We start from the raw sequence: 20,570 nt of genomic DNA, 5'->3' as shown, positions 1-20,570 counted from the left end.
CAATAACCCGGGCATGAAGGACTTCTGCGGGTAGTTCAGAAGGGGTGACAAAAGAAAAACTCCACTCGCCATAAGGCAGCGTCCAGTCGCCGCTGGCGGCCTGTTTTGACTGCAAAGGTTCAGGTTTCTGTGGGCTGCAGCCAGTGATTGACAGTAATAGTGTAAGTGTCAGTACGTAATGCCTTTTCATCGTTTTTTTCCGTCCATGTTGTAAATCGTTCTTAGCCAGTTCTCGTCCGGCCGGTTCACAAAACTGATGGTTTCGCAGGCTGAAGCGCCACCCTGTAATTCCCCGTTCTGTCTGAGATCTACGGCGTTCCAGTGGGCTGAGCAGTGGATATAGTTTTGGGCAATCAAATCCATGTCTTCTGGTGAAAAACCGTTGACGGCTGCATGCCGGCGAGCTGCTTTTCCCATCTCACGGGCATGTTCGCAGAACGGTTTCAGTTCGTCAGGCAGCGCGTGTCCTCTGGTTTTGTCTACGTCAGCAAACAACGCCCCAGCTTCGACTGCGGCATCGACCATTACCCGTAGTGCAACCTTCGACCAGTCATAGCTGACCGTGCGATGGCGCAACGTCAGCGCGGCAAAGGTGCGTTTTTGCTGCTGGCTGTAGCGATCCGCTGGTGCTAAATCGTCCTGCCATGCTTCCGGGGTGATCGCATTGGTACGAATGACGGGCATGATGGCCGGCGAATGCTCCAGCATACGCAGCTGCGCCATTGTCTGCCGGTAAACGTGAGATTGCGCGCTTGGTTGATTATGAGGCAGGGTTTCCACCAGCGGACGGGTGAGAAAGAGGTCTTCCCGCAGCTGCGGCAGATATCCGCCGCCGATATCGGAATGGGCGCCGGGAAGCGACAGCTCCGGCCAGGCTGGGGCAACGCTGTTAAGAGCGAAGTTATAGCGGCACTCGTGTTGGGCGATAATGTGAAACACCTTTTGCGCCACGCCGGGGCGCAGGCGGATGTTGACGTTACCGGTATTTGCGCTGTGAGGATTAAGGCCGTTTGCCACCGTACCCACTGCCGCCACGGTGTCCATAATGCCGAGAAAGCGGGTTTTGCCCGATGATGCACCGCTATAGCTCACTTTGCCCATGCCTGCCGAAATTGCATTGGCAATAGCGGGATCTGCTGACTGGACGCGGTTGGCAAAGTGGCGGGCAGCGGCTGCACCGCGACTGAAACCGAAGATATCAAACAGCAGGGTATCGACAACATACTTACCGTTTAAACGAGATCGTGTTTTCTTTATCCCGGCTTCAAGTTGCGCCACCGCATCGTCAGTTTTGGCGATTATCCCGGTTTCTGCGGTGCCCAGCCCCAGGCCTATCGGGTTATCAGGCTCGCCAGCGCGGGTGCCAATGCCCTCAACATAGACAGCACCTTGAATATAGTTACCATCAGTTTGAAAGTTTTGCTCATATAACTCATTCAACCAGTGAATGTTCGTGTAATACCCCAGATAACTACCCGCCCCAATCCCGCTAATCCCCATCTTCTCCGATGCATTCTTGGAGAGAATGGTTGCCGCATCCGGGCTGTTGATATCAAAGTGCTGCGCCGTTAGCGCCTCAAGCATGTTCCGGGTATTCACCGCGTTATTACCCGTGCCATCAAAGAATACCCCCAGCACCAGCGTTACCTTACGCTCCGGCGGCTCTTTGAGAAGCGTGACCTTCTGCATCACCGGGAAAAGACGACCATAATTCTCCGGCGTCAGCAGGTAATCGAATTCGGTACCGGCGATGAGATGACGACTCAGAATATAATCGTAATCCACCGATATATATTCATAGTGCATATCGTTCATTTTAGCTAACTGATTAACAGATCGTATTGTTGCACCGCGAAGTTCGATAAGATAAAACTTTTCCATGTGTCCGTGTTTATTAGTACGGTAAATATCAAACGTCAGTTTTAGACGTTCATTATTATTAATGGCGTTATTGAGTAATGGAGAGCTTTTATCCAGGAGTTTGCAAAATTGCAGAACGTGGTGATGGATACGTCCGTTAACGCCGTCCACTGCCTGCGTCAGGCTGAAGACAAAGATTTCATTTTCGTGTCCCAGCTGATAGCGGTTACCAACAGAGTCCTGTGAACCACAACCTGCAGAAATCTTTCCCTGAATATCACCCTCCAGCGTTAAATAAATAATGTTACTCATTTGCTTTCCTGAGTGGGGTGTTTAATCAGGAATAAGCCTAATGATAAAACTGAGGTGTTAACCTGTTATTAATCAAATTAAACGGAAAAAGTGGCCATTATTTAAACGTAAAAGGAATAACTAACATGTTAAATTATAGTGAGTACGGAAAGAAGTATCTTATTATCAGCGTAGTCATATGCAAAAAATCCCCAGCAATGTATGCCGGGGATTTGTGTCTACAAATTAAAGTGTATGCTCAGTACGGGCGATGATATCGTCCTGCGCATCCGGCGATAGCGCGGTAAAGAAGGCGGAATAACCGGCCACCCTGACCACCAGATCGCGATACTGATCCGGGTGCTTCTTCGCGTCCAGCAGCGTTTCGCGCGACACGATGTTGTACTGAATATGCCAGCCTTTATGCACTTCGAAGAAAGTGCGCAGCAGTATCATCAGCTTCTGCTTGTCGGATTCGTTCTCCAGCGTCGCCGGGTTCAGCTTCTGGTTGAGCAACACGCCGCCGAGAATTGAGCCGGTAGGCAGTTTGCCGACGGAGCCAATAACCGCCGTTGGACCGAGATGGTCAGTACCGGAAGCCGGGCTTGCCCCTTCCGCCAGCGTGGTATGCGCTTTACGGCCATCCGGCGTCGCCATCGTTGCCGCGCCAAACGGTACGTTTGCAGAGATGGACGAGGTTCCGGCGTAATAGTTGCCGCCGGTCGGGCCGCGACCGTAACGCGGGTTGTGATACTGCTTCAGCTCGTCGATATAGGTCTGATAAGCGCGGGCCAGCAGGGTATCGACGGTGTCATCGTCGTTACCGTATTTTGGCGCGCCGTTGATCAGTCGCTGGCGTAACTGTTCATGAGTGAGGTCTTCAAAGTCATCGGCCAGTGCGGCGGCAAGCTGCTGTTGGCCGATAGCCCCCTGTTCAAAGACCAGCTTTTTCACCGCCGCCAGGCTGTTGCCGAGGTTAGCGATACCGACCTGCAAACCGGAAACCCAGTCATATTTCGCGCCGCCTTGCTTGATGCTCTTCGCGCGTTCGATGCAATCATCCACCAGCGCCGAGCAGAGAATGTCATGGACGTTCTCTTCCAGCATGGTGTCAACAACGTACTCGATTTCGATCGATTTGCGCGTGTAGTAGCGAATCTGCGTATCCCAGGCGTCCATCACTTCATCGAAGCTGGTGAAGTTACCGGCGGAGAGCGCCTTTTCCTGCGGCAGGAAGACCTTACCGCTGGTGGCGTCGCGACCGCCTTCCAGCGCTGCCAGCATCACGCGGGCAAAGTTAATGAAGCTCATGCCGGTGCAGCGGTAGCCCCATTTGCCACCCACGGCGGTTTCGATACAGCCGATGGCCGCGTAGTCGTAAGCGTCTTGTGGGTCGATACCGAGTTTAATAAATTCCGGGATAACGATTTCGTCGTTATTGAACGCGGGCATCCCAAAGCCGCAGCGAATAACCTGCACGCAGGCATCGAGGAAGTCGTTGCTCATTCCGGCGTGATAGCGCACGCTGAGGTTCGGCTGGGTGGAACGCAGGCGGCCGCAGGACTCCAGAATAGCGTAAGAGAGCGGATTGACCGCATCCACCGGCTGACCGTTGACCAGACTCTGACCGCCAATGGTGACGTTCTGATACAGCGGGCTGCCCGCAGAGGCTTTGGAGTGAGAGCCGGAGCGGATCTTGTTCACTTCCAGCAGCTTCAGCCAGCAGCTGTGCAGCAGTTCAATCGCGTGTTCGCGATCCAGCGTCTGGTTTTGCTCTACATCACGACGGTAATACGGCCAGAGATACTGGTCCATACGTCCAAACGAGACGGAGTGGCCGTTAGACTCGATTTGCAAAATCAGCTGGATGAAATAGCACAGTTGCAGCGCCTGCCAGAACGTCTGCGGCGGCTGATGGGCGATGAGATCGCAGTTCTCCGCCATCGCCAGCAGTTCGTCACGGCGGCTTTCACGGCTTTCTGTCGCCGCCATCTGACGCGCCAGGTCGGCAAAACGTTTGATGTGCAGGCTGACCGCCTCCAGTACGATATCAATCGCTTTCAGGAACTGCTCGCCGTGCAGGTCTTCCAGTACGGTCAGGTTAATGCGCGAACGGCGTTCCGCCACCTTGTCACGCAGACCATCAAGACCTTTTTCCAGCAGCAGCGGGAAGTTTACCGCCAGATGCGCGTCGCCGGAGGTCATGTTGCCCTCGGCTTTAATGATGCCGGTTTCCAGCAGACCTTTTTGCTCATCGGTAAACATGCCGTAGCAGCGGTCCTGTACCGTCTGACCACGCCACCACGGGCACACGGCGTGTAAAACGCGTTTGTTCTCTTCGCTGACCGCAAAACCGGCGCCAGGGCGATCGGCCAGATCGTCGATCTCTTTTTCAATCCACGAGACGGTGTATTCCGGGAAGATCGGCGCGGCGCGCACTTCGCTTGCCTGGTTGCCGATAATCAGTTCGTCATGTTTGATCCAGATAGTGCGTTCCGCCAGATGGTGCGCCAGCGCCAGTGCGCGACGAACCGGAATCGGCTTATCCAGATGTTGCTGATACATCTCGGTGTAGTGCTGCGCGCGCTCCGTACATACGGGCGGCTTCACAATGTGCACCAGCGCGGTTTTATGCGCTTTGATGCGGTCGCTGAGCGTATCCAGTTTCAGTGTGGTCATGGGATTATCCTCGTAAAGTCGCGGTTAAACCTTTGCTGCTGGCGTACTGCTGCGCAAAATCAAGCAACGCGGGCGCATCAAGTGGTTTGTCCGGGGCATAGTAGGGCTGACTGAGTAAGTGGTATTTATTGATGCCCAGCGTGTGATAGGGCAGAAAATGGATCTCACCGACGTGCAGTTCGTCGGCGGCAAAATCGGTAATGGCTTTGATCGCCTCTTCATCGGCGTTAAAACCCTGAATGAGCGGCACGCGGATGATCATTTTTTTACCGGCGGCAGCGAGCTTTTTCAGGTTTTCCAGTACGCGAGAAGCGCTGCCATCGGTCCACTGCTTAAACGGCGCCTCGGCAACGTGTTTTAAATCGGCGAGGAACAGATCGACATTCGGCAGGGACGGTTCGATATATTTCCACGGTACGTGCAGACAGGTTTCGACCGCGGTATGGATACCCGCATCATGGCTGGCTTTGAACAACGCGGCGGCCAGTTCCGGCTGCATAAAGGGCTCGCCGCCGGAGAGCGTTATACCGCCGCCGCTGCGATCGTAAAACGGCTTGTCGCGCAGTACGGTGTCCATGATCTCTTCCACGCGCTTTGTTTCGCCGCAGACGGTTAACGCCTGAGTAGGGCAGCAGTGGGTGAGGGCATCCATATGCGCATCGGTCAGTTTTTCGCGATGAATAAGCAGGCCGTTCAGCGCGCGTTCGATCACCTCTGGCGCGGCTTGCGCGCACAGCGTGCACCCGTCAAGGCACAGGCGCGCATCGTATAAGAGATCTCTGGCGCGTGCGCGGCTTTCCGGGTTCTGGCACCAGCGGCAGCCCAGCGAGCAGCCTTTCAGGAAGACAACGGTGCGAATGCCGGGGCCATCATGGGTAGAATAGCGCTGAATATTGAAAATCATAAACGGCCTCTCTTTCTTTCGTATAAAGATTAAATAACTTTCGAATGAAAGTTATGTTGATGCAGGTCAACTCTCAGAGAGGTTTTGTCGTGATAGTCTTAAACTATGCAAAATCTCACAGTTTGAGGAATGGTTATGGAACTCTATCTGGATACGTCTGACGTTGAGGCCGTGAAATCGCTGGCGCGTATATTCCCGCTGGCAGGAGTGACGACGAATCCGAGTATCGTGGCGGCAGGTAAAAAACCGTTGGAGGTGTTACTCCCGGAATTGCACGACGCGATGGGCGGGCAGGGGCGTTTATTCGCTCAGGTGATGGCGAGCACGGCGCAAGGAATGGTCAGCGATGCGCGTAAGCTGCAGGCGATTATTCCTGATATCGTGGTAAAAGTGCCGGTTACAGCCGAAGGACTGGCAGCGATTCAATTGTTGAAAGCGGAAGGTATTCCGACGCTGGGGACGGCGGTTTACGGCGCGGCGCAGGGACTGTTATCCGCGCTGGCGGGTGCCGACTACGTTGCGCCTTACGTTAACCGCGTGGACGCACAGGGCGGGAACGGTATTCAGACGGTTAATGATTTGCAGCAGCTACTGAAAATGCACGCCCCGCACGCCAAAGTGCTGGCGGCCAGTTTTAAAACGCCGCGTCAGGCGCTGGACTGCCTGTTGGCCGGGTGTGAATCCATCACCCTGCCGCTGGATGTCGCGCAGCAGCTTATCAGTTACCCGGCTGTTGATGCCGCAGTAGCGAAGTTTGAGCACGACTGGCAGGGCGCGTTCGGACGAACGTCGCTTTGAGCGACGCGTAGGCGCCATCTGGCAACATGCCCGGGGCGCTGCGCTTGCCGGGCCTACAAACCATCGTAGGCCGGATAAGGCGTCAGCCGCCATCCGGCACCTGTGCTCCGCACACTTCGCAACCCGGATTGCGCATTAATTTCATTTCGCGGAACTGACAGGTCATCGCGTCGTACATCACAATTTTGCCGGATGCGGGTTGACCGTAATGCGCCAGCAATTTGATGGCTTCCATCGCCTGCAATGAACCGATCACCCCTATCAGCGGCGCCATAACGCCCGCTTCCACGCAGGTGAGGGCGTTCTCGCCAAACAGACGGCTCAGACAGCGGTAGCAGGGTTCGCCTTCCTGCCAGGTAAAGACGGTGATCTGTCCTTCCATACGGATGGCGGCGCCGGAAACCAGCGGCACTTTGGCGGCGAAACATCCGGCATTAAGCTGATTACGGATGGCAACATTGTCAGTACAGTCCAGCACCAGATCGTGCCCGGCGATAAGCGCATTCAGCGCCGGTTCGTCCAGCAGGGCGTTGATCGGTGTAAGGGTGATATAAGGGTTGATGCGCGCCAGCGCCTCGCGCGCCGAATCCACCTTCGGCTGCCCGACGGTGGCATCGCTGTGCAGCGTCTGGCGTTGCAGGTTCGACACTGAAACGGTGTCAAAATCGAGCAGCGTGAGCTGCCCAACGCCCGCGCCCGCGAGGTACTGCGTTGCCGCACACCCGAGCCCACCCAGGCCAACGACCAGCACCCGCGCATCCTTTAGCGCTTCCTGTCCTTCAAAATCGAACCCTCGCAGAATGATTTGCCGGTTGTAGCGCATCATCTCCTGGTCGCTGAGTTCCGCCATTACAGGCCTCCAAACAGCGCGTTAAACGGCTCGACTTCCACCCATTCGCCCGCGTCAACGTTGCCGCGATCGCGTTCCAGCACAATAAAACAGTTACCCATGCTAAAGGAGCTGAAAATATGCGAACCCTGGTGTCCCGTGGTGGTGACTTCCAGTTCGCCGTCAGCCGTGCGTTGCAGAATGCCGCGCTGAAAATCAAGACGGCCCGGCGTTTTCTTCAGCCGTGAAGCGGTACGCACGCGCTGACGCGCTGGCAGACCGCTGGCGATATTGCCGCTAAGTTTCGCCAGCAACGGCTGCACGAGCTGATAGAACGTCAGCGCCGCAGAGACCGGGTTGCCCGGCAGACCGCAGAACCAGCTGTTGCTCAGTTTACCGAAGGCGAACGGTTTGCCAGGTTTAATCGCCAGTTTCCAGAACGCGATTTCCCCCAGCTCTTCAAGGATCGTTTTGGTGTAATCCGCCTCGCCCACTGAAACGCCGCCAGAGCTGATGACCACATCGGCCTGGCTGTCGGCTTCGATAAAGGCGGCGCGTAGCTGCTGCGGGTTATCGCGAATGATCCCGAGATTGATCACCTCGCAGCCTAACTGTTCAAGCATCAAGTGTACGGTTAAGCGGTTGGTGTCATAAATTTGCCCGTCGCCCAGCGGCTGACCCGGCAATTGCAGCTCATCGCCGGTGGAGAACAGCGCCACGCGCACTTTGCGCACGACCTGCGCTTCGGCGATGCCCAGCGAAGCCAGTACCGGCAGTTCTGCGGTGGTCAGGCGAGTCCCCGCCGGGAAAACCACGGCGTCATGGGTGATGTCTTCCCCACGGCGGCGGATGTTTTGTCCGTTACGAACGTCAGCGGTAAAGCGGATGCCTTCGTCGGTTTGCTCCGTCTGTTCCTGCATGACCACCGCCTCACACCCCGCAGGCACCGGCGCGCCGGTCATAATGCGGATACAGGCGCCAGCAGGCCATTCCCCCTGGAACGGTTGCCCGGCAAAGGCTTTCCCCGCCACCGGCAGCGGTTGACCAGCGGTCAGATCCGCCAAACGCACCGCGTAACCGTCCATTGCAGCGTTATCGAATCCCGGAACGTCCAGCGGGGAGACCACATCGTTTGCCAGGATGCGGCCAAAACAGTGAACCAGCGGCAGGGTTTCGAATGCCGTGAGTGGCGTAATGCGCGACAACATCTGGGTGAGCGCCGTTTCAAGCGGCATCAGTCCGGCGGTAAATTCCATGAAAACACTCCTGCGAGGCAAAATCGAATCCGTCTATTATGTCAGAAAATGCGGGCAGGCTGTATGCCACCTCAGACTTAGGGGCTGGCCCTTTACCTTTACATGCCGCCTGCATCTTTCTATATTCAAAAATCGAATCAATAACTCACAACAATTCTGATATTTATAGGGAAAGTTGTGTGCCACCGCTAACGGACGACAAATAATGGGCAAAGCAGTCATTGCTATTCACGGCGGCGCAGGCGCAATTACGCGCGCACAGATGAGCCAGGAGCAGGAACAGCGCTATATTCAGGCGCTGTCGGACATCGTCGAAACAGGACAGAAAATGCTGGAGGCGGGCGAAAGCGCGCTGGATGTGGTGACGGAAGCGGTGCGTTTGCTGGAAGAGTGCCCATTATTTAATGCCGGGATCGGCGCGGTTTACACGCGCGACGCCACCCACGAACTGGATGCCTGCGTCATGGACGGCAATACGCTTAACGCAGGCGCTGTCGCTGGCGTTCGCCATTTACGCAACCCGGTGCTGGCCGCCAGGCTGGTGATGGAGCAAAGCCCGCATGTGCTGATGGTGGGGGACGGGGCGGAAGCGTTTGCGGCTTCCAGGGGGATGGAGCGCGTTTCTGCCGATCTTTTCTCCACGCCTGAGCGCTATGCGCAACTGCTGGCGGCGCGTGACGCCGGAGAAACGGTGCTCGACCATAGCGGCGCGCCGTTGGATGAAACCACCAAAATGGGCACCGTGGGCGCGGTGGCGCGGGATCGGTTTGGTAATCTGGCGGCGGCCACGTCGACGGGCGGCATGACGAATAAACTGCCTGGTCGCGTAGGCGACAGCCCGCTGGTCGGGGCTGGGTGTTACGCCAACAACGCCAGCGCGGCGGTTTCCTGTACCGGAACGGGCGAGGTGTTTATCCGCGCATTGGCGGCCTACGATATTGCCGCGCTGATGGACTACGGCGGACTCAGCCTGGCGGAAGCCTGCGAGCGTGTGGTCATGGAGAAATTGCCTGCGCTGGGCGGCAGCGGTGGGCTGATTGCCGTCGATCACGAAGGCAACGTCGCCCTACCTTTTAACAGCGAAGGCATGTATCGCGCCTGGGGATATGCCGGAGATACGCCAACGACGGGGATCTACCGGGAGTGAGGAGCAACAGGTGCCACACAGTCACGAATTAGACGCCAGCGACGTACTGGCGGTCAAAAATTTGAACATTGCGTTCGAGCAGGAGCAGCAACGCGTCAGCGCGGTGCGCAATGTGTCGTTTCGGCTTCAGCGAGGCGAAACGCTGGCGATTGTCGGCGAATCGGGATCGGGGAAATCCGTTACGGCGTTATCGTTGATGCGCCTGATCGAGCAGGCGGGCGGCGACGTTCACTGCGATCAGATGCTGCTTCGGCGGCGTAATCGCCAGGTCATTGAACTGGGAGAACAAAGCGATGCGCAGATGCAGCGCGTGCGCGGCGCGGATATCGCCATGATCTTTCAGGAGCCGATGACCTCGCTTAACCCGGTATTTACCGTGGGCGAGCAGATTGCCGAGTCCATTCGCCTGCATCAGGGGGCGAGCCGCGAAGAGGCAATGGCGGAAGCTAAACGGATGCTTGACCAGGTGCGTATTCCTGAGTCGCAGGCCATCTTATCGCGTTACCCGCATCAGCTTTCCGGCGGGATGCGCCAGCGGGTGATGATCGCGATGGCGCTGTCGTGCCGCCCGGCGGTGCTGATTGCCGATGAACCGACCACCGCGCTGGACGTCACGATTCAGGCGCAGATCCTGCAACTGATCAAAGTGCTGCAACAGGATATGTCGATGGGGGTGATTTTTATCACCCATGACATGGGCGTGGTGGCCGATATTGCCGATCGCGTCCTGGTGATGTATCAGGGCGAAGCGGTGGAAACCGGCAGCGTTGAGCAAATTTTCCACGCGCCGCAGCACCCTTATACCAAAGCGCTGCTGGCCGCCGTGCCGCAGTTAGGCGAGATGAGCGGACACGATCTGCCGCGCCGCTTTCCGCTGATTTCACTGAACGATCCCGATCGTGTGGAACCGCAAACCGAGCAGGACACGGTGGTGGCAGGCGATCCGATCCTGCAAGTGCGCAACCTGGTGACGCGTTTCCCGCTGCGCAGCGGCATTCTTAACCGCGTGACCCGTGAAGTGCATGCGGTGGAAAACGTCAGCTTTGATCTCTGGCCTGGCGAAACGCTCTCGCTGGTGGGGGAATCCGGCTGCGGTAAATCGACCACCGGGCGGGCGCTGCTGCGGCTGGTGGAGTCGCAGGCTGGCGAAATTACCTTCAACGGGCGGCGGATCGACACGCTTCCTGCCGGTAAGTTACAGCCGCTACGGCGAGATATTCAGTTTATTTTTCAGGACCCTTATGCTTCGCTCGACCCGCGCCAGACGGTGGGTTACTCCATAATGGAACCATTGCGGGTGCATGGTTTGCTGGAAGGCGAGGCGGCCGCGTCGCGGGTGGCGTGGTTGCTTGAGCGCGTAGGATTGCGCCCGGAACATGCGTGGCGTTATCCGCATGAGTTTTCTGGCGGCCAGCGTCAGCGTATATGCATCGCCCGCGCGCTGGCGCTGAATCCAAAAGTGATTATCGCCGATGAGTCAGTCTCCGCGCTGGATGTCTCGATTCGCGGGCAGATCATTAATCTGTTGCTCGATTTGCAGCGGGAAATGGGCATCGCGTATCTGTTTATTTCACACGATATGGCGGTGGTGGAGCGCATCAGCCATCGCGTGGCGGTGATGTATCTGGGGCAGATTGTGGAAATCGGCCCCCGCCGGGCGGTGTTTGAAAATCCGCAGCATCCCTATACCCGTAAATTAATGGCGGCAGTACCGGTGGCCGATCCTTCCCGGCACAGGCCGCAGCGCGTGCTGCTGTCGGACGATATCCCCAGCAACATTCGTAAACGTGGGGAGGAGATCGCGCCCGCTCCATTGCAGTTAGTCGGGCCGGGGCATTATGTCGCGCGCCCGCAGGCAGAAAATGCGTTATCGCGTTTATAACATCTCATAAAACAGGCAGGGTTCAGGAGAATAATATGACAACATTTGTAACCCGTAATTGGCTGGTTGCGCTGGGCGTCGCTTCTGCACTGGCGGCATCTCCGGCGTTTGCTGCTAAAGATGTGGTGGTAGCGGTAGGCTCTAATTTCACCACGCTCGATCCGTACGATGCGAACGACACTTTATCGCAGGCGGTGGCGAAGTCGTTTTATCAGGGGCTGTTTGGTCTTGATAAAGACATGAAGCTAAAAAATGTGCTGGCTGAAAGCTACACCGTTTCCGACGATGGCCTGATCTACACCCTGAAGCTGCGCCAGGGGGTAAAATTCCAGGACGGCACCGACTTTAATGCAGCGGCGGTGAAGGCCAACCTCGATCGCGCGAGCGATCCAGAAAACCATCTCAAACGCTACAACCTGTATAAAAACATCGATAAAACCGAAGCGGTCGATCCGACGACGGTAAAAATTACGCTGAAACAACCGTTCTCGGCGTTTATCAATATTCTGGCGCACCCGGCGACGGCGATGATCTCTCCGGCCGCGCTGGAAAAATACGGTAAGGACATTGGCTTCCATCCGGTCGGCACCGGGCCGTATCAGCTGGATACCTGGAACCAGACTGATTTCGTGAAAGTGAAGAAATTTGCCGATTACTGGCAGAAAGGTTTACCTAAACTGGATACGATCACCTGGCGTCCGGTAACGGACAACAACACCCGCGCGGCAATGCTGCAAACCGGGGAAGCGCAATTTGCGTTCCCGATCCCTTACGAGCAGGCGACAATTCTGGAGAAAAACAAAAATCTACAGTTGGTTGCCAGCCCGTCGATCATGCAGCGTTACATCAGCATGAACGTGACGCAAAAACCGTTCGATAATCCGAAGGTGCGGGAAGCGCTGAACTACGCCATCAACCGTCAGGCGCTGGTCAAAGTGGCCTTTGCCGGTTACGCGACGCCTGCCACGGGCGTGGTGCCGCCAGCCATTGCATATGCGCAGAGCTACGCGCCGTGGCCTTACGATCCGGCGAAAGCGCGCGAACTGCTGAAAGAGGCGGGCTATCCGAATGGGTTTAGCACCACGCTGTGGTCGTCTCATAACCACAGCACCGCGCAGAAAGTGCTGCAATTTACGCAACAGCAGCTGGCGCAGGTCGGTATTAAGGCGCAGGTAACGGCGATGGACGCCGGGCAGCGTGCGGCAGAAGTGGAAGGCAAGGGGCAGAAAGAGAGCGGTGTGAGGATGTTCTACACCGGCTGGTCGGCTTCCACGGGGGAGGCGGACTGGGCGTTGTCACCGCTGTTTGCCTCGCAAAACTGGCCGCCAACGCTGTTCAATACTGCGTTCTACAGCAACAAGCAGGTTGATGACGACTTAGCGGCAGCGCTGAAAACCAACGATCCGCAGGAGAAAGCGCGCCTGTATAAAGAGGCGCAGGACACCCTCTGGAAAGAGTCCCCCTGGATTCCGCTGGTGGTGGAAAAACTGGTCTCAGCCCACAGTAAAAATTTGACGGGTTTCTGGATCATGCCGGACACTGGCTTCAGTTTTGATGACGCGGATTTGCAGTAAGCAACGCGCGCCCGATGGTTTTATCCGGCTTGCCGACGCAGTTCGTTGCAGGTCGGATAAGGGATTTACATCGCCATCCGGCAAAAGGTTTGTAAAGGGAGCCTGATGCTTAATTATGTGCTTAAGCGCCTGCTGGGGTTGATTCCGACTCTGTTTATTGTGGCGGTGCTGGTGTTTTTATTTGTTCATCTGTTGCCTGGCGATCCGGCGCGGCTGATTGCCGGGCCGGAGGCTGACGCGCAGGTGATTGAACTGGTGCGACAGCAGCTTGGTCTCGATCGGCCGTTGCATGTCCAGTTCTGGCATTACATGACTAACGTGTTGCAGGGTGATTTCGGCACGTCGATGGTGTCTCGGCGTCCGGTATCGGCAGAGATTGCCAGCCGCTTTATGCCGACGCTGCGGTTGACCATCACCAGTATGGTATGGGCGGTACTGTTCGGGATGACCGCCGGAATTATCGCCGCCGTCTGGCGTAATCGCTGGCCGGACAGACTCAGCATGACGCTGGCGGTAACCGGGATTTCGTTCCCGGCGTTCGCACTGGGGATGCTGCTGATGCAGATATTCTCCGTTGAGCTGGGGTGGTTGCCGACCGTGGGCGCAGATAGCTGGCAGCACTATATTCTTCCCTCCATCACGCTTGGCGCCGCCGTTGCGGCCGTGATGGCGCGCTTTACCCGAGCGTCGTTTGTGGATGTCCTCAGTGAAGACTATATGCGCACCGCGCGCGCGAAAGGGGTCAGCGAAACCTGGGTGGTGCTGAAACACGGTCTGCGTAACGCCATGATCCCGGTTGTGACCATGATGGGGTTGCAGTTTGGCTTTCTGCTCGGCGGTTCGATTGTCGTCGAGAAGGTCTTCAACTGGCCCGGACTGGGGCGGTTGCTGGTTGATTCAGTGGAAATGCGCGACTACCCGGTGATTCAGGCTGAAGTGCTGCTGTTTTCTCTGGAGTTTATTCTTATCAATTTAGTGGTGGATGTGCTTTATGCCGCCATTAACCCGGCTATCAGGTACAAGTAAGGATGCGATTATTTAACTGGCGCCGTCAGGCGGTTTTAGATGCCATGCCGCTGGTCAAACCCGACCGGGTGCGTACGCCGTGGCATGAATTCTGGCGGCGTTTTCGCCGTCAGCATGTGGCGATGATCGCAGGGATATTTGTGCTGTTGCTGATCCTGGTGGCGATATTCGCCCGCTGGCTAACGCCTTTCGATGCGGAAAATTACTTTGATTACGATCGCCTGAATGACGGTCCTTCGGCGGCTCACTGGTTTGGCGTGGACTCGCTGGGGCGGGATATTTTCAGCCGCGTCCTGGTCGGGGCGCAAATTTCGCTGGCGGCAGGTGTTTTCGCCGTCTTTATCGGCGCGGCGCTTGGCACGGTGCTTGGGCTGGTCGCGGGCTATTACGAAGGCTGGTGGGACCGGCTGATTATGCGTATTTGCGATGTGCTGTTCGCGTTTCCGGGCATTCTGTTAGCGATTGCGGTCGTGGCGGTGCTCGGTAGCGGTATTGCGAATGTGATTATCGCCGTTGCCATTTTTTCTATCCCCGCGTTTGCCCGTCTGGTGCGCGGAAACACATTAGTGCTGAAACAGCAGACGTTTATTGAGTCGGCGCGCAGTATTGGCGCCAGCGACGCGACGATTTTGTTCAACCATATTTTGCCCGGCACGGTCTCGTCGATCGTGGTCTTTTTCACTATGCGCATCGGGACGTCGATTATTTCTGCGGCAAGCCTGTCGTTTCTGGGGTTAGGCGCGCAGCCGCCAACGCCGGAGTGGGGGGCGATGCTCAATGAAGCGCGGGCGGATATGGTCATCGCGCCGCATGTGGCGATTTTTCCGGCGGTGGCGATTTTCCTGACGGTGCTGGCGTTTAACCTGCTGGGCGACGGGCTGCGCGACGCGCTGGACCCGAAGATTAAGGGGTGAATGTCGAACCGTAGGCCGGATAAGACGCTTCAGCGTCGCCATCAGGCATTGCGCCGGATGGCGGCATAAATGCCTTATCCGCCTACGGGTTTTACGATAATTTGGGCGAATTAAACGCGGCTGCCCCACAGGTCATATTCGTCGGCGTTATCAACTTTCACGCGGATAACGTCGCCGGGTTTAACGTTGGTTTCACCGTTGAGGTAGACCGCGCCGTCGATTTCCGGTGCGTCAGCCATGCTGCGGCCAATCGCGCCTTCTTTGTCAACCTCGTCGATAATGACCAGGATTTCGCGCCCCACTTTCTCTTGCAGACGTTCTGCGGAGATCTGCTGTTGCAGCTGCATAAAGCGGTTCCAGCGCTCTTCTTTCACCTCTTCCGGCACCTGATCCGGCAGCGCGTTCGCGCCAGCGCCTTCGACCGGGCTGTACTTGAAGCAGCCGACGCGATCCAGGCGCGCCTCTTTGAGGAAGTCGAGCAGCATCTGGAAATCGTCTTCCGTCTCGCCAGGGAAACCGACGATAAAGGTCGAACGCAGGGTCAGTTCCGGGCAAATCTCACGCCACTGTTTGATGCGCGCCAGTTGGCGATCGACAGCGCCCGGACGCTTCATCAGTTTGAGAATGCGCGGGCTGGCATGTTGCAGGGGGATATCCAGATACGGCAGGATTTTGCCTTCCGCCATCAGCGGGATCACGTCATCAACGTGCGGATAAGGGTAGACGTAGTGCAGGCGCGTCCAGATGCCCAGTTTTGACAACTGCTCGCAAAGGTCGACCATGCTCGTTTTTACCGGCTCGCCGTTGTGGAAACCGGTGCGGTGCTTCACATCCACGCCGTAAGCGGAGGTATCCTGGGAAATGACGAGGATCTCTTTCACGCCCGCATCGACCAGACGTTTGGCCTCGCTTAACACTTCGCCAATCGGACGGCTGACCAGATCGCCGCGCATGGACGGAATAATGCAGAAGGTGCAGCGATGGTTGCAGCCTTCAGAAATCTTCAGGTAGGCGTAGTGACGCGGGGTCAGCTTAACGCCCTGTTCCGGCACCAGGCTCAGGAACGGGTTGTGCTTCGGTTTTGGTACGTAATGGTGAACGTGTTCCAGAACCTGCTCATAGCTATGCGGCCCGGTGATTTCCAGCACTTTAGGGTGCACTTCACGGATCTGATCGACTTTCGCGCCCAGGCAGCCGGTGACGATCACCTTGCCATTTTCAGTCAGCGCTTCACCAATCGCTTCCAGAGACTCCTGTACGGCGCTGTCGATAAAGCCACAGGTATTGACGATCACCATGTCGGCGTCGTCGTAGCTCGGTACGACGTCATAGCCTTCGGTACGCAGTTCAGTCAGGATTCGCTCCGAATCAACCAGGTTTTTCGGGCAGCCCAGGGAAACGAAGCCGATTTTCGGCTGGCGGGTTACATTGCTCATAGCTTAAAAATTGTTCAGTTATTGGAATGGTCAGGGCAGGGATTCTACAGAGATCCGGGCAAAAAATGTATCGCTATCTCATCGCCTGTGCGGGCAAGCGCGCCACGGAGTTTATAGCAAATATGTAAAGTATGTTAATACCGAGTGAATTATTGATCTCAGGCAGCACTTTGTTCAAAAAATGACCATACTATTAAGTTGCAGTATGGTTGGAAAGAGGAGGAACAAGGTATGGTCGTTGACAGACTAAGAACCGAGCTACTTAACAAGCTGATAAACGCCCGAATCGATCTCGCCGCTTATTTGCAGTTAAGAAAGGCGAAAGGCTATATGTCAGTCAGCGAAAGTGATCATCTGCGTGACAACTTTTTTGAACTGAATCGTGGGCTTCACGATAAATCACTGCTGCAAGGTCTGCATCTGGATCAGGAAGAATGGAATGCTTTACATCGTGCTGAAGGCGCACTGGCAGCCGCCGCAGTATGTCTCATGAGCGGACACCATGACTGTCCGACGTTTATCGCCGTCAACGCAGAGAAACTTGAAAACTGTCTGACAACATTGACGCTGAGTATCCAGAGCCTGAAAGCGCAATCACCGCTTGAACAGGTCTAAGTCAGGGGGAGGCGACTCCCCCTTTTCGTTAAGTTTTTGTAAAAATCAATCCGCGCTGTCCCTTGCTGACTACGCTTTAACGCAGGGTCATACAGGAGGCGGTATGCGTCGGACACTTTTCTCTGTTGCCTTATTGGCACTGTTTTCTCCCTTCGTGAATGCAGAAACCCCGGCGGTGAAGGTGGAGGTTTTGCAGACCAAACTTGATCATCCCTGGGCGCTGGCTTTTCTGCCGGATAACCGCGGTATGTTGATAACTCTCAGAGGCGGCCAGCTTCGTCACTGGCAGGCGGGTAAAGGGCTTTCCGATCCGATAACGGGCGTACCGAAGGCCTGGGCGAACGGGCAGGGGGGATTGCTGGACGTGGCGCTCGCGCCTGATTTTGAGCAGTCTCGCCGCGTCTGGCTCAGTTTTTCTGAGGCCGATCGCGAGGGGAAAGCCGGAACGGCGGTAGGCTTCGGGCGACTCAGCGATGACCTGAAGCATCTGGAGGAATTCCAGACCGTTTTTCGTCAGATGCCGAAACTCTCAACCGGTAATCATTTCGGCGGACGACTGGTGTTTGATGGCAAAGGCCATCTGTTTATCGGGCTTGGCGAAAATAATCAGCGCTCTACCGCACAGGATCTGGACAAGTTGCAGGGCAAAGTGGTGCGCCTGACCGACCAGGGGAGCGTGCCGCCGGATAATCCTTTTGTGAATCAGACCGGCGCGCGCCCTGAGATCTGGTCGTACGGCATACGTAACCCGCAGGGTATGGCGATAAACCCGTGGAGCGATGCGCTGTGGTTGAATGAGCATGGCCCGCGCGGCGGCGATGAAATCAATATCCCCGAAAAAGGTAAAAATTATGGCTGGCCGCTGGCAACCTGGGGCATCAACTACAGCGGCTTTAAAATCCCGGAAGCGAAAGGTGAAATTGTCGAGGGAACGGAACAGCCGATCTTCTACTGGAAAAAATCGCCAGCGGTCAGCGGCATGGCGTTTTATAACAGCGACACGTTCCCTCAATGGAAGCAGAAACTGTTTATCGGCGCGCTGAAAGAGCAGGATGTGATTGTCCTGAGCGTTAACGGCGATAAGGTGACGGAGGACGGACGGATTCTGGGCGACAGAGGGAAACGTATTCGCGATGTGCGCGCAGGACCCGACGGTTATTTATATGTCTTAACCGACGAGTCCGACGGAGAACTGCTGAAAGTCAGCCCACGCGCTTAGCTGACCGGGATCATCACCGTTTTACGAAATGCCGGACGTTCGGTAAGTTGCTGATACCAGCGCTCAAGGTGAGGGCGCGGCGTCCAGCTCAGGCCAACGTTAAACAGGTTGTAGACGAAGGGGGCGATCGCGATATCCGCCGTGCCGAACTCCGCGCCGGAGAACCAGGTCTGGCTGGCCAGCGCCTCATCAAGAATGCCAAACAGGCCGTCGCAGACGTTGGCGCCGGCGTCGATCGCCGCCTGGTCGCGCTGCTCCGGCGGGGTGCGGACTAAACCCATCAGGATCACACGATGCGCCGGGCTTAACGTCTGGTTTGCCCAGTCCATCCACTTTTCCCCTTCTGCCCGTCGCGCCGGAGAGTCTACCCACAGACGCTTTTGCCCATACTGCGCCGCCAGATAGCGGACGATGGTATTGGACTCCCAGAGCAAAACGTCCGTTTCATCATCGCGCAGCAGCGGCACCAGGCCATTCGGGTTCATCGCCAGATAGTCAGCGTCATGATTCAGCCCGAACTGCCCGCCTGCCAGAATTTGCGTATAAGGCAGCTCCAGTTCGTCGAGCGTCCATCGCACTTTTTTGACGTTGGTTGAGTTATTCCGTCCCCACAGCGTAATCATAGTTACCCCTCAAATTGTTCTGCAATCGGTATCCGACTCGTCCCATGGTGGGATAAAGCTAACATTTACGCAACAGCTTGCAAAAAAATCCTCACGGAGGCAGCGCAGCGTGGCGTTATTGCATAAACTTTAAAAACTTTACCAACTTACGGTTTCTTTAAGTTCGTTAGTGCGTTATTACTCACCGCACTTATAACACGGTGGTATGGCGTGTTTTTTTGGAATGGATACTCGGGTGGCATTTATGACGCAATACTCTTCTTCCCTTCGTAGTCTTGCTGCGGGTTCAGCACTCTTATTCCTTTTTGCGCCGACGTTACAGGCGGCTGAGCAGACAACGGCGCCGCCGAGCGTTGATGCGCGCGCGTGGATTTTAATGGACTATTCCAGCGGCAAGGTGCTGGCGGAAGGCAACGCCGACGAGAAACTGGACCCCGCCAGCCTGACCAAAATTATGACCAGTTACGTCGTCGGGCAGGCGCTGAAGGCCGGAAAAATTCAGCTCACGGATATGGTGACGGTAGGAAAAGACGCCTGGGCCACGGGCAACCCGGCTCTGCGCGGTTCGTCGGTCATGTTCCTTAAACCCGGAGATCAGGTCTCGGTATCCGATCTCAACAAGGGTGTGATTATCCAGTCGGGTAACGACGCCTGTATTGCGCTTGCGGATTATGTTGCCGGAAGCCAGGAGTCGTTCATTGGTTTGATGAATGGTTACGCGAAAAAACTGGGGCTGACCAACACAACGTTCCAGACGGTTCACGGGCTGGATGCGCCGGGGCAGTTTAGTACCGCGCGTGATATGGCGCTGCTGGGCAAAGCGCTGATCCATGATGTGCCGGAAGAGTACGCCATTCACAAAGAAAAAGAGTTCACTTTCAACAAGATTCGCCAGCCGAACCGTAATCGCCTGCTGTGGAGTTCTAATCTGAACGTTGATGGCATGAAAACCGGGACAACGGCAGGCGCCGGATACAATCTGGTGGCCTCTGCGACTCAGGGAGATATGCGTTTGATCTCCGTCGTGCTGGGGACGAAAACCGATCGCATCCGTTTTAATGAGTCAGAGAAATTGTTGACCTGGGGCTTCCGCTTCTTTGAAACGGTGACACCCATTAAACCAGACGCGACTTTCGTGACTCAGCGCGTCTGGTTTGGGGATAAGAGCGAGGTGAATCTGGGCGCGGGAGAGGCGGGTTCCGTGACGATTCCGCGCGGACAGCTGAAAAACCTGAAGGCCAGCTTTACGCTGACGGAACCGCAGCTGACCGCGCCGTTGAAGAAAGGCCAGGTTGTCGGCACCATCGACTTCCAGCTCAACGGAAAGTCCATTGAACAGCGTCCGCTGATGGTGATGGAAAACGTGGAAGAGGGCGGCTTCTTTGGGCGGATATGGGACTTCGTCCTGATGAAATTCCACCAGTGGTTTGGCGGCTGGCTCTCTTAATCGCGGTGACGGTGCCGGACGGCGCTAACGCTTATCCGGCCTACGATACGTGCATATTTGTAGGCCGGAT

At 56.2% G+C, this 20,570-nt stretch carries 17 protein-coding genes; 9 read left to right on the top strand and 8 right to left on the bottom strand.

The window, feature by feature from the left end:
* The 4 genes from OGX81_RS10080 to OGX81_RS10065 all read right to left on the bottom strand — a co-directional run.
* Positions 1-190, bottom strand: a 190-nt coding sequence (locus OGX81_RS10080) for a DUF2931 family protein (RefSeq protein ID WP_286450049.1), incomplete at its 3' end; no start/stop codon positions are given.
* Positions 187-2,172 (bottom strand): type VI secretion system tube protein TssD, encoded by a 1,986-nt coding sequence (gene tssD, locus OGX81_RS10075; RefSeq protein WP_104868874.1) that lies wholly within the window; start codon positions 2,170-2,172, stop codon positions 187-189. The genes OGX81_RS10080 and tssD, both read right to left, overlap by 4 nt.
* A gap of 225 nt (positions 2,173-2,397) precedes the next feature.
* Positions 2,398-4,830: a glycyl radical protein gene (locus tag OGX81_RS10070; RefSeq protein WP_104868873.1), complete on the bottom strand. Its 2,433-nt coding sequence runs from the start codon at positions 4,828-4,830 to the stop codon at positions 2,398-2,400.
* Positions 4,831-4,834: 4 nt separating this feature from the next.
* On the bottom strand, positions 4,835-5,734 hold the full coding sequence (locus OGX81_RS10065; RefSeq protein WP_012133135.1) for a glycyl-radical enzyme activating protein: 900 nt from the start codon (positions 5,732-5,734) through the stop codon (positions 4,835-4,837).
* Positions 5,735-5,869: 135 nt separating this feature from the next.
* Here OGX81_RS10065 and fsa point away from each other — a divergent pair, with 135 nt between their 5' ends.
* Complete coding sequence (gene fsa, locus OGX81_RS10060) at positions 5,870-6,532, top strand: fructose-6-phosphate aldolase (RefSeq protein WP_104868872.1); 663 nt, start codon at positions 5,870-5,872, stop codon at positions 6,530-6,532.
* 82 nt (positions 6,533-6,614) lie between these two features.
* Here fsa and moeB read toward each other — a convergent pair whose 3' ends face one another.
* Together moeB and moeA are read right to left on the bottom strand one after the other, a co-directional pair.
* Positions 6,615-7,382: a molybdopterin-synthase adenylyltransferase MoeB gene (moeB, locus tag OGX81_RS10055; RefSeq protein WP_012133132.1), complete on the bottom strand. Its 768-nt coding sequence runs from the start codon at positions 7,380-7,382 to the stop codon at positions 6,615-6,617.
* Complete coding sequence (gene moeA / locus OGX81_RS10050; RefSeq protein ID WP_012133131.1) at positions 7,382-8,617, bottom strand: molybdopterin molybdotransferase MoeA; 1,236 nt, start codon at positions 8,615-8,617, stop codon at positions 7,382-7,384. The genes moeB and moeA overlap by 1 nt, the downstream gene beginning before the upstream one ends.
* A gap of 205 nt (positions 8,618-8,822) precedes the next feature.
* Here moeA and iaaA point away from each other — a divergent pair, with 205 nt between their 5' ends.
* The 5 genes from iaaA (at position 8,823) to gsiD (ending at position 15,160) form a co-directional block, all read left to right on the top strand.
* Complete coding sequence (iaaA, locus tag OGX81_RS10045) at positions 8,823-9,764, top strand: beta-aspartyl-peptidase (protein WP_012133130.1); 942 nt, start codon at positions 8,823-8,825, stop codon at positions 9,762-9,764.
* A gap of 10 nt (positions 9,765-9,774) precedes the next feature.
* Positions 9,775-11,646 carry a glutathione ABC transporter ATP-binding protein GsiA gene (gsiA, locus tag OGX81_RS10040; RefSeq protein WP_024130503.1) on the top strand — a complete coding sequence of 624 codons (1,872 nt, stop codon included), beginning with the start codon at positions 9,775-9,777 and terminating at the stop codon, positions 11,644-11,646.
* A 35-nt stretch (positions 11,647-11,681) separates the two neighbouring features.
* Positions 11,682-13,220, top strand: coding sequence for a glutathione ABC transporter substrate-binding protein GsiB (gene gsiB, locus OGX81_RS10035; RefSeq protein ID WP_047457921.1), 1,539 nt, complete (start codon positions 11,682-11,684; stop codon positions 13,218-13,220).
* A 105-nt stretch (positions 13,221-13,325) separates the two neighbouring features.
* Positions 13,326-14,246 carry a glutathione ABC transporter permease GsiC gene (gene gsiC, locus OGX81_RS10030; protein WP_104868871.1) on the top strand — a complete coding sequence of 307 codons (921 nt, stop codon included), beginning with the start codon at positions 13,326-13,328 and terminating at the stop codon, positions 14,244-14,246.
* A 2-nt stretch (positions 14,247-14,248) separates the two neighbouring features.
* A complete protein-coding gene (gene gsiD, locus OGX81_RS10025; protein ID WP_012133126.1) occupies positions 14,249-15,160 on the top strand; it encodes a glutathione ABC transporter permease GsiD in 912 nt (303 codons plus the stop codon).
* 110 nt (positions 15,161-15,270) lie between these two features.
* Here gsiD and rimO read toward each other — a convergent pair whose 3' ends face one another.
* Positions 15,271-16,596, bottom strand: coding sequence for a 30S ribosomal protein S12 methylthiotransferase RimO (rimO, locus tag OGX81_RS10020; RefSeq protein ID WP_024130502.1), 1,326 nt, complete (start codon positions 16,594-16,596; stop codon positions 15,271-15,273).
* Positions 16,597-16,827: 231 nt separating this feature from the next.
* Between rimO and bssR the strand changes: the two genes are divergently transcribed.
* On the top strand, positions 16,828-17,211 hold the full coding sequence (bssR, locus tag OGX81_RS10015) for a biofilm formation regulator BssR (protein ID WP_024130501.1): 384 nt from the start codon (positions 16,828-16,830) through the stop codon (positions 17,209-17,211).
* Positions 17,212-17,314: 103 nt separating this feature from the next.
* The gene (locus tag OGX81_RS10010) at positions 17,315-18,430 is read left to right on the top strand and encodes a PQQ-dependent sugar dehydrogenase (protein WP_104868870.1); all 1,116 of its coding nucleotides are present in this window, start codon (positions 17,315-17,317) and stop codon (positions 18,428-18,430) included.
* Here the strand turns inward: OGX81_RS10010 and OGX81_RS10005 are convergent.
* Positions 18,427-19,053 carry a glutathione S-transferase family protein gene (locus OGX81_RS10005; RefSeq protein ID WP_049008548.1) on the bottom strand — a complete coding sequence of 209 codons (627 nt, stop codon included), beginning with the start codon at positions 19,051-19,053 and terminating at the stop codon, positions 18,427-18,429. The two genes, OGX81_RS10010 and OGX81_RS10005, sit on opposite strands and share 4 nt — an antisense overlap.
* A 244-nt stretch (positions 19,054-19,297) precedes the next feature.
* Here OGX81_RS10005 and dacC point away from each other — a divergent pair, with 244 nt between their 5' ends.
* On the top strand, positions 19,298-20,500 hold the full coding sequence (dacC, locus tag OGX81_RS10000) for a serine-type D-Ala-D-Ala carboxypeptidase (protein WP_104869151.1): 1,203 nt from the start codon (positions 19,298-19,300) through the stop codon (positions 20,498-20,500).
* Positions 20,501-20,570 lie beyond the last annotated feature (70 nt).

It is taken from the genome of Citrobacter sp. CK206, assembly GCF_030333125.1.
Lineage (GTDB): Bacteria > Pseudomonadota > Gammaproteobacteria > Enterobacterales > Enterobacteriaceae > Citrobacter_B > Citrobacter_B koseri.
This window is presented reverse-complemented; position numbering and strand designations above follow the sequence as displayed.

What these genes read in the sequence shown, in the direction of transcription:
- tssD (WP_104868874.1), bottom strand. Translation starts at nt 2,172, where the DNA reads ATGAGTAACATTATTTATTTAACGCTGGAGGGTGATATTCAGGGAAAG.
- iaaA (WP_012133130.1), top strand. Translation starts at nt 8,823, where the DNA reads ATGGGCAAAGCAGTCATTGCTATTCACGGCGGCGCAGGCGCAATTACG.
- gsiD (WP_012133126.1), top strand. Translation starts at nt 14,249, where the DNA reads ATGCGATTATTTAACTGGCGCCGTCAGGCGGTTTTAGATGCCATGCCG.
- rimO (WP_024130502.1), bottom strand. Translation starts at nt 16,596, where the DNA reads ATGAGCAATGTAACCCGCCAGCCGAAAATCGGCTTCGTTTCCCTGGGC.
- fsa (WP_104868872.1), top strand. Translation starts at nt 5,870, where the DNA reads ATGGAACTCTATCTGGATACGTCTGACGTTGAGGCCGTGAAATCGCTG.
- OGX81_RS10065 (WP_012133135.1), bottom strand. Translation starts at nt 5,734, where the DNA reads ATGATTTTCAATATTCAGCGCTATTCTACCCATGATGGCCCCGGCATT.
- gsiB (WP_047457921.1), top strand. Translation starts at nt 11,682, where the DNA reads ATGACAACATTTGTAACCCGTAATTGGCTGGTTGCGCTGGGCGTCGCT.
- bssR (WP_024130501.1), top strand. Translation starts at nt 16,828, where the DNA reads ATGGTCGTTGACAGACTAAGAACCGAGCTACTTAACAAGCTGATAAAC.
- dacC (WP_104869151.1), top strand. Translation starts at nt 19,298, where the DNA reads ATGACGCAATACTCTTCTTCCCTTCGTAGTCTTGCTGCGGGTTCAGCA.
- OGX81_RS10010 (WP_104868870.1), top strand. Translation starts at nt 17,315, where the DNA reads ATGCGTCGGACACTTTTCTCTGTTGCCTTATTGGCACTGTTTTCTCCC.
- moeA (WP_012133131.1), bottom strand. Translation starts at nt 8,617, where the DNA reads ATGGAATTTACCGCCGGACTGATGCCGCTTGAAACGGCGCTCACCCAG.
- gsiC (WP_104868871.1), top strand. Translation starts at nt 13,326, where the DNA reads ATGCTTAATTATGTGCTTAAGCGCCTGCTGGGGTTGATTCCGACTCTG.
- OGX81_RS10070 (WP_104868873.1), bottom strand. Translation starts at nt 4,830, where the DNA reads ATGACCACACTGAAACTGGATACGCTCAGCGACCGCATCAAAGCGCAT.
- OGX81_RS10005 (WP_049008548.1), bottom strand. Translation starts at nt 19,053, where the DNA reads ATGATTACGCTGTGGGGACGGAATAACTCAACCAACGTCAAAAAAGTG.
- moeB (WP_012133132.1), bottom strand. Translation starts at nt 7,382, where the DNA reads ATGGCGGAACTCAGCGACCAGGAGATGATGCGCTACAACCGGCAAATC.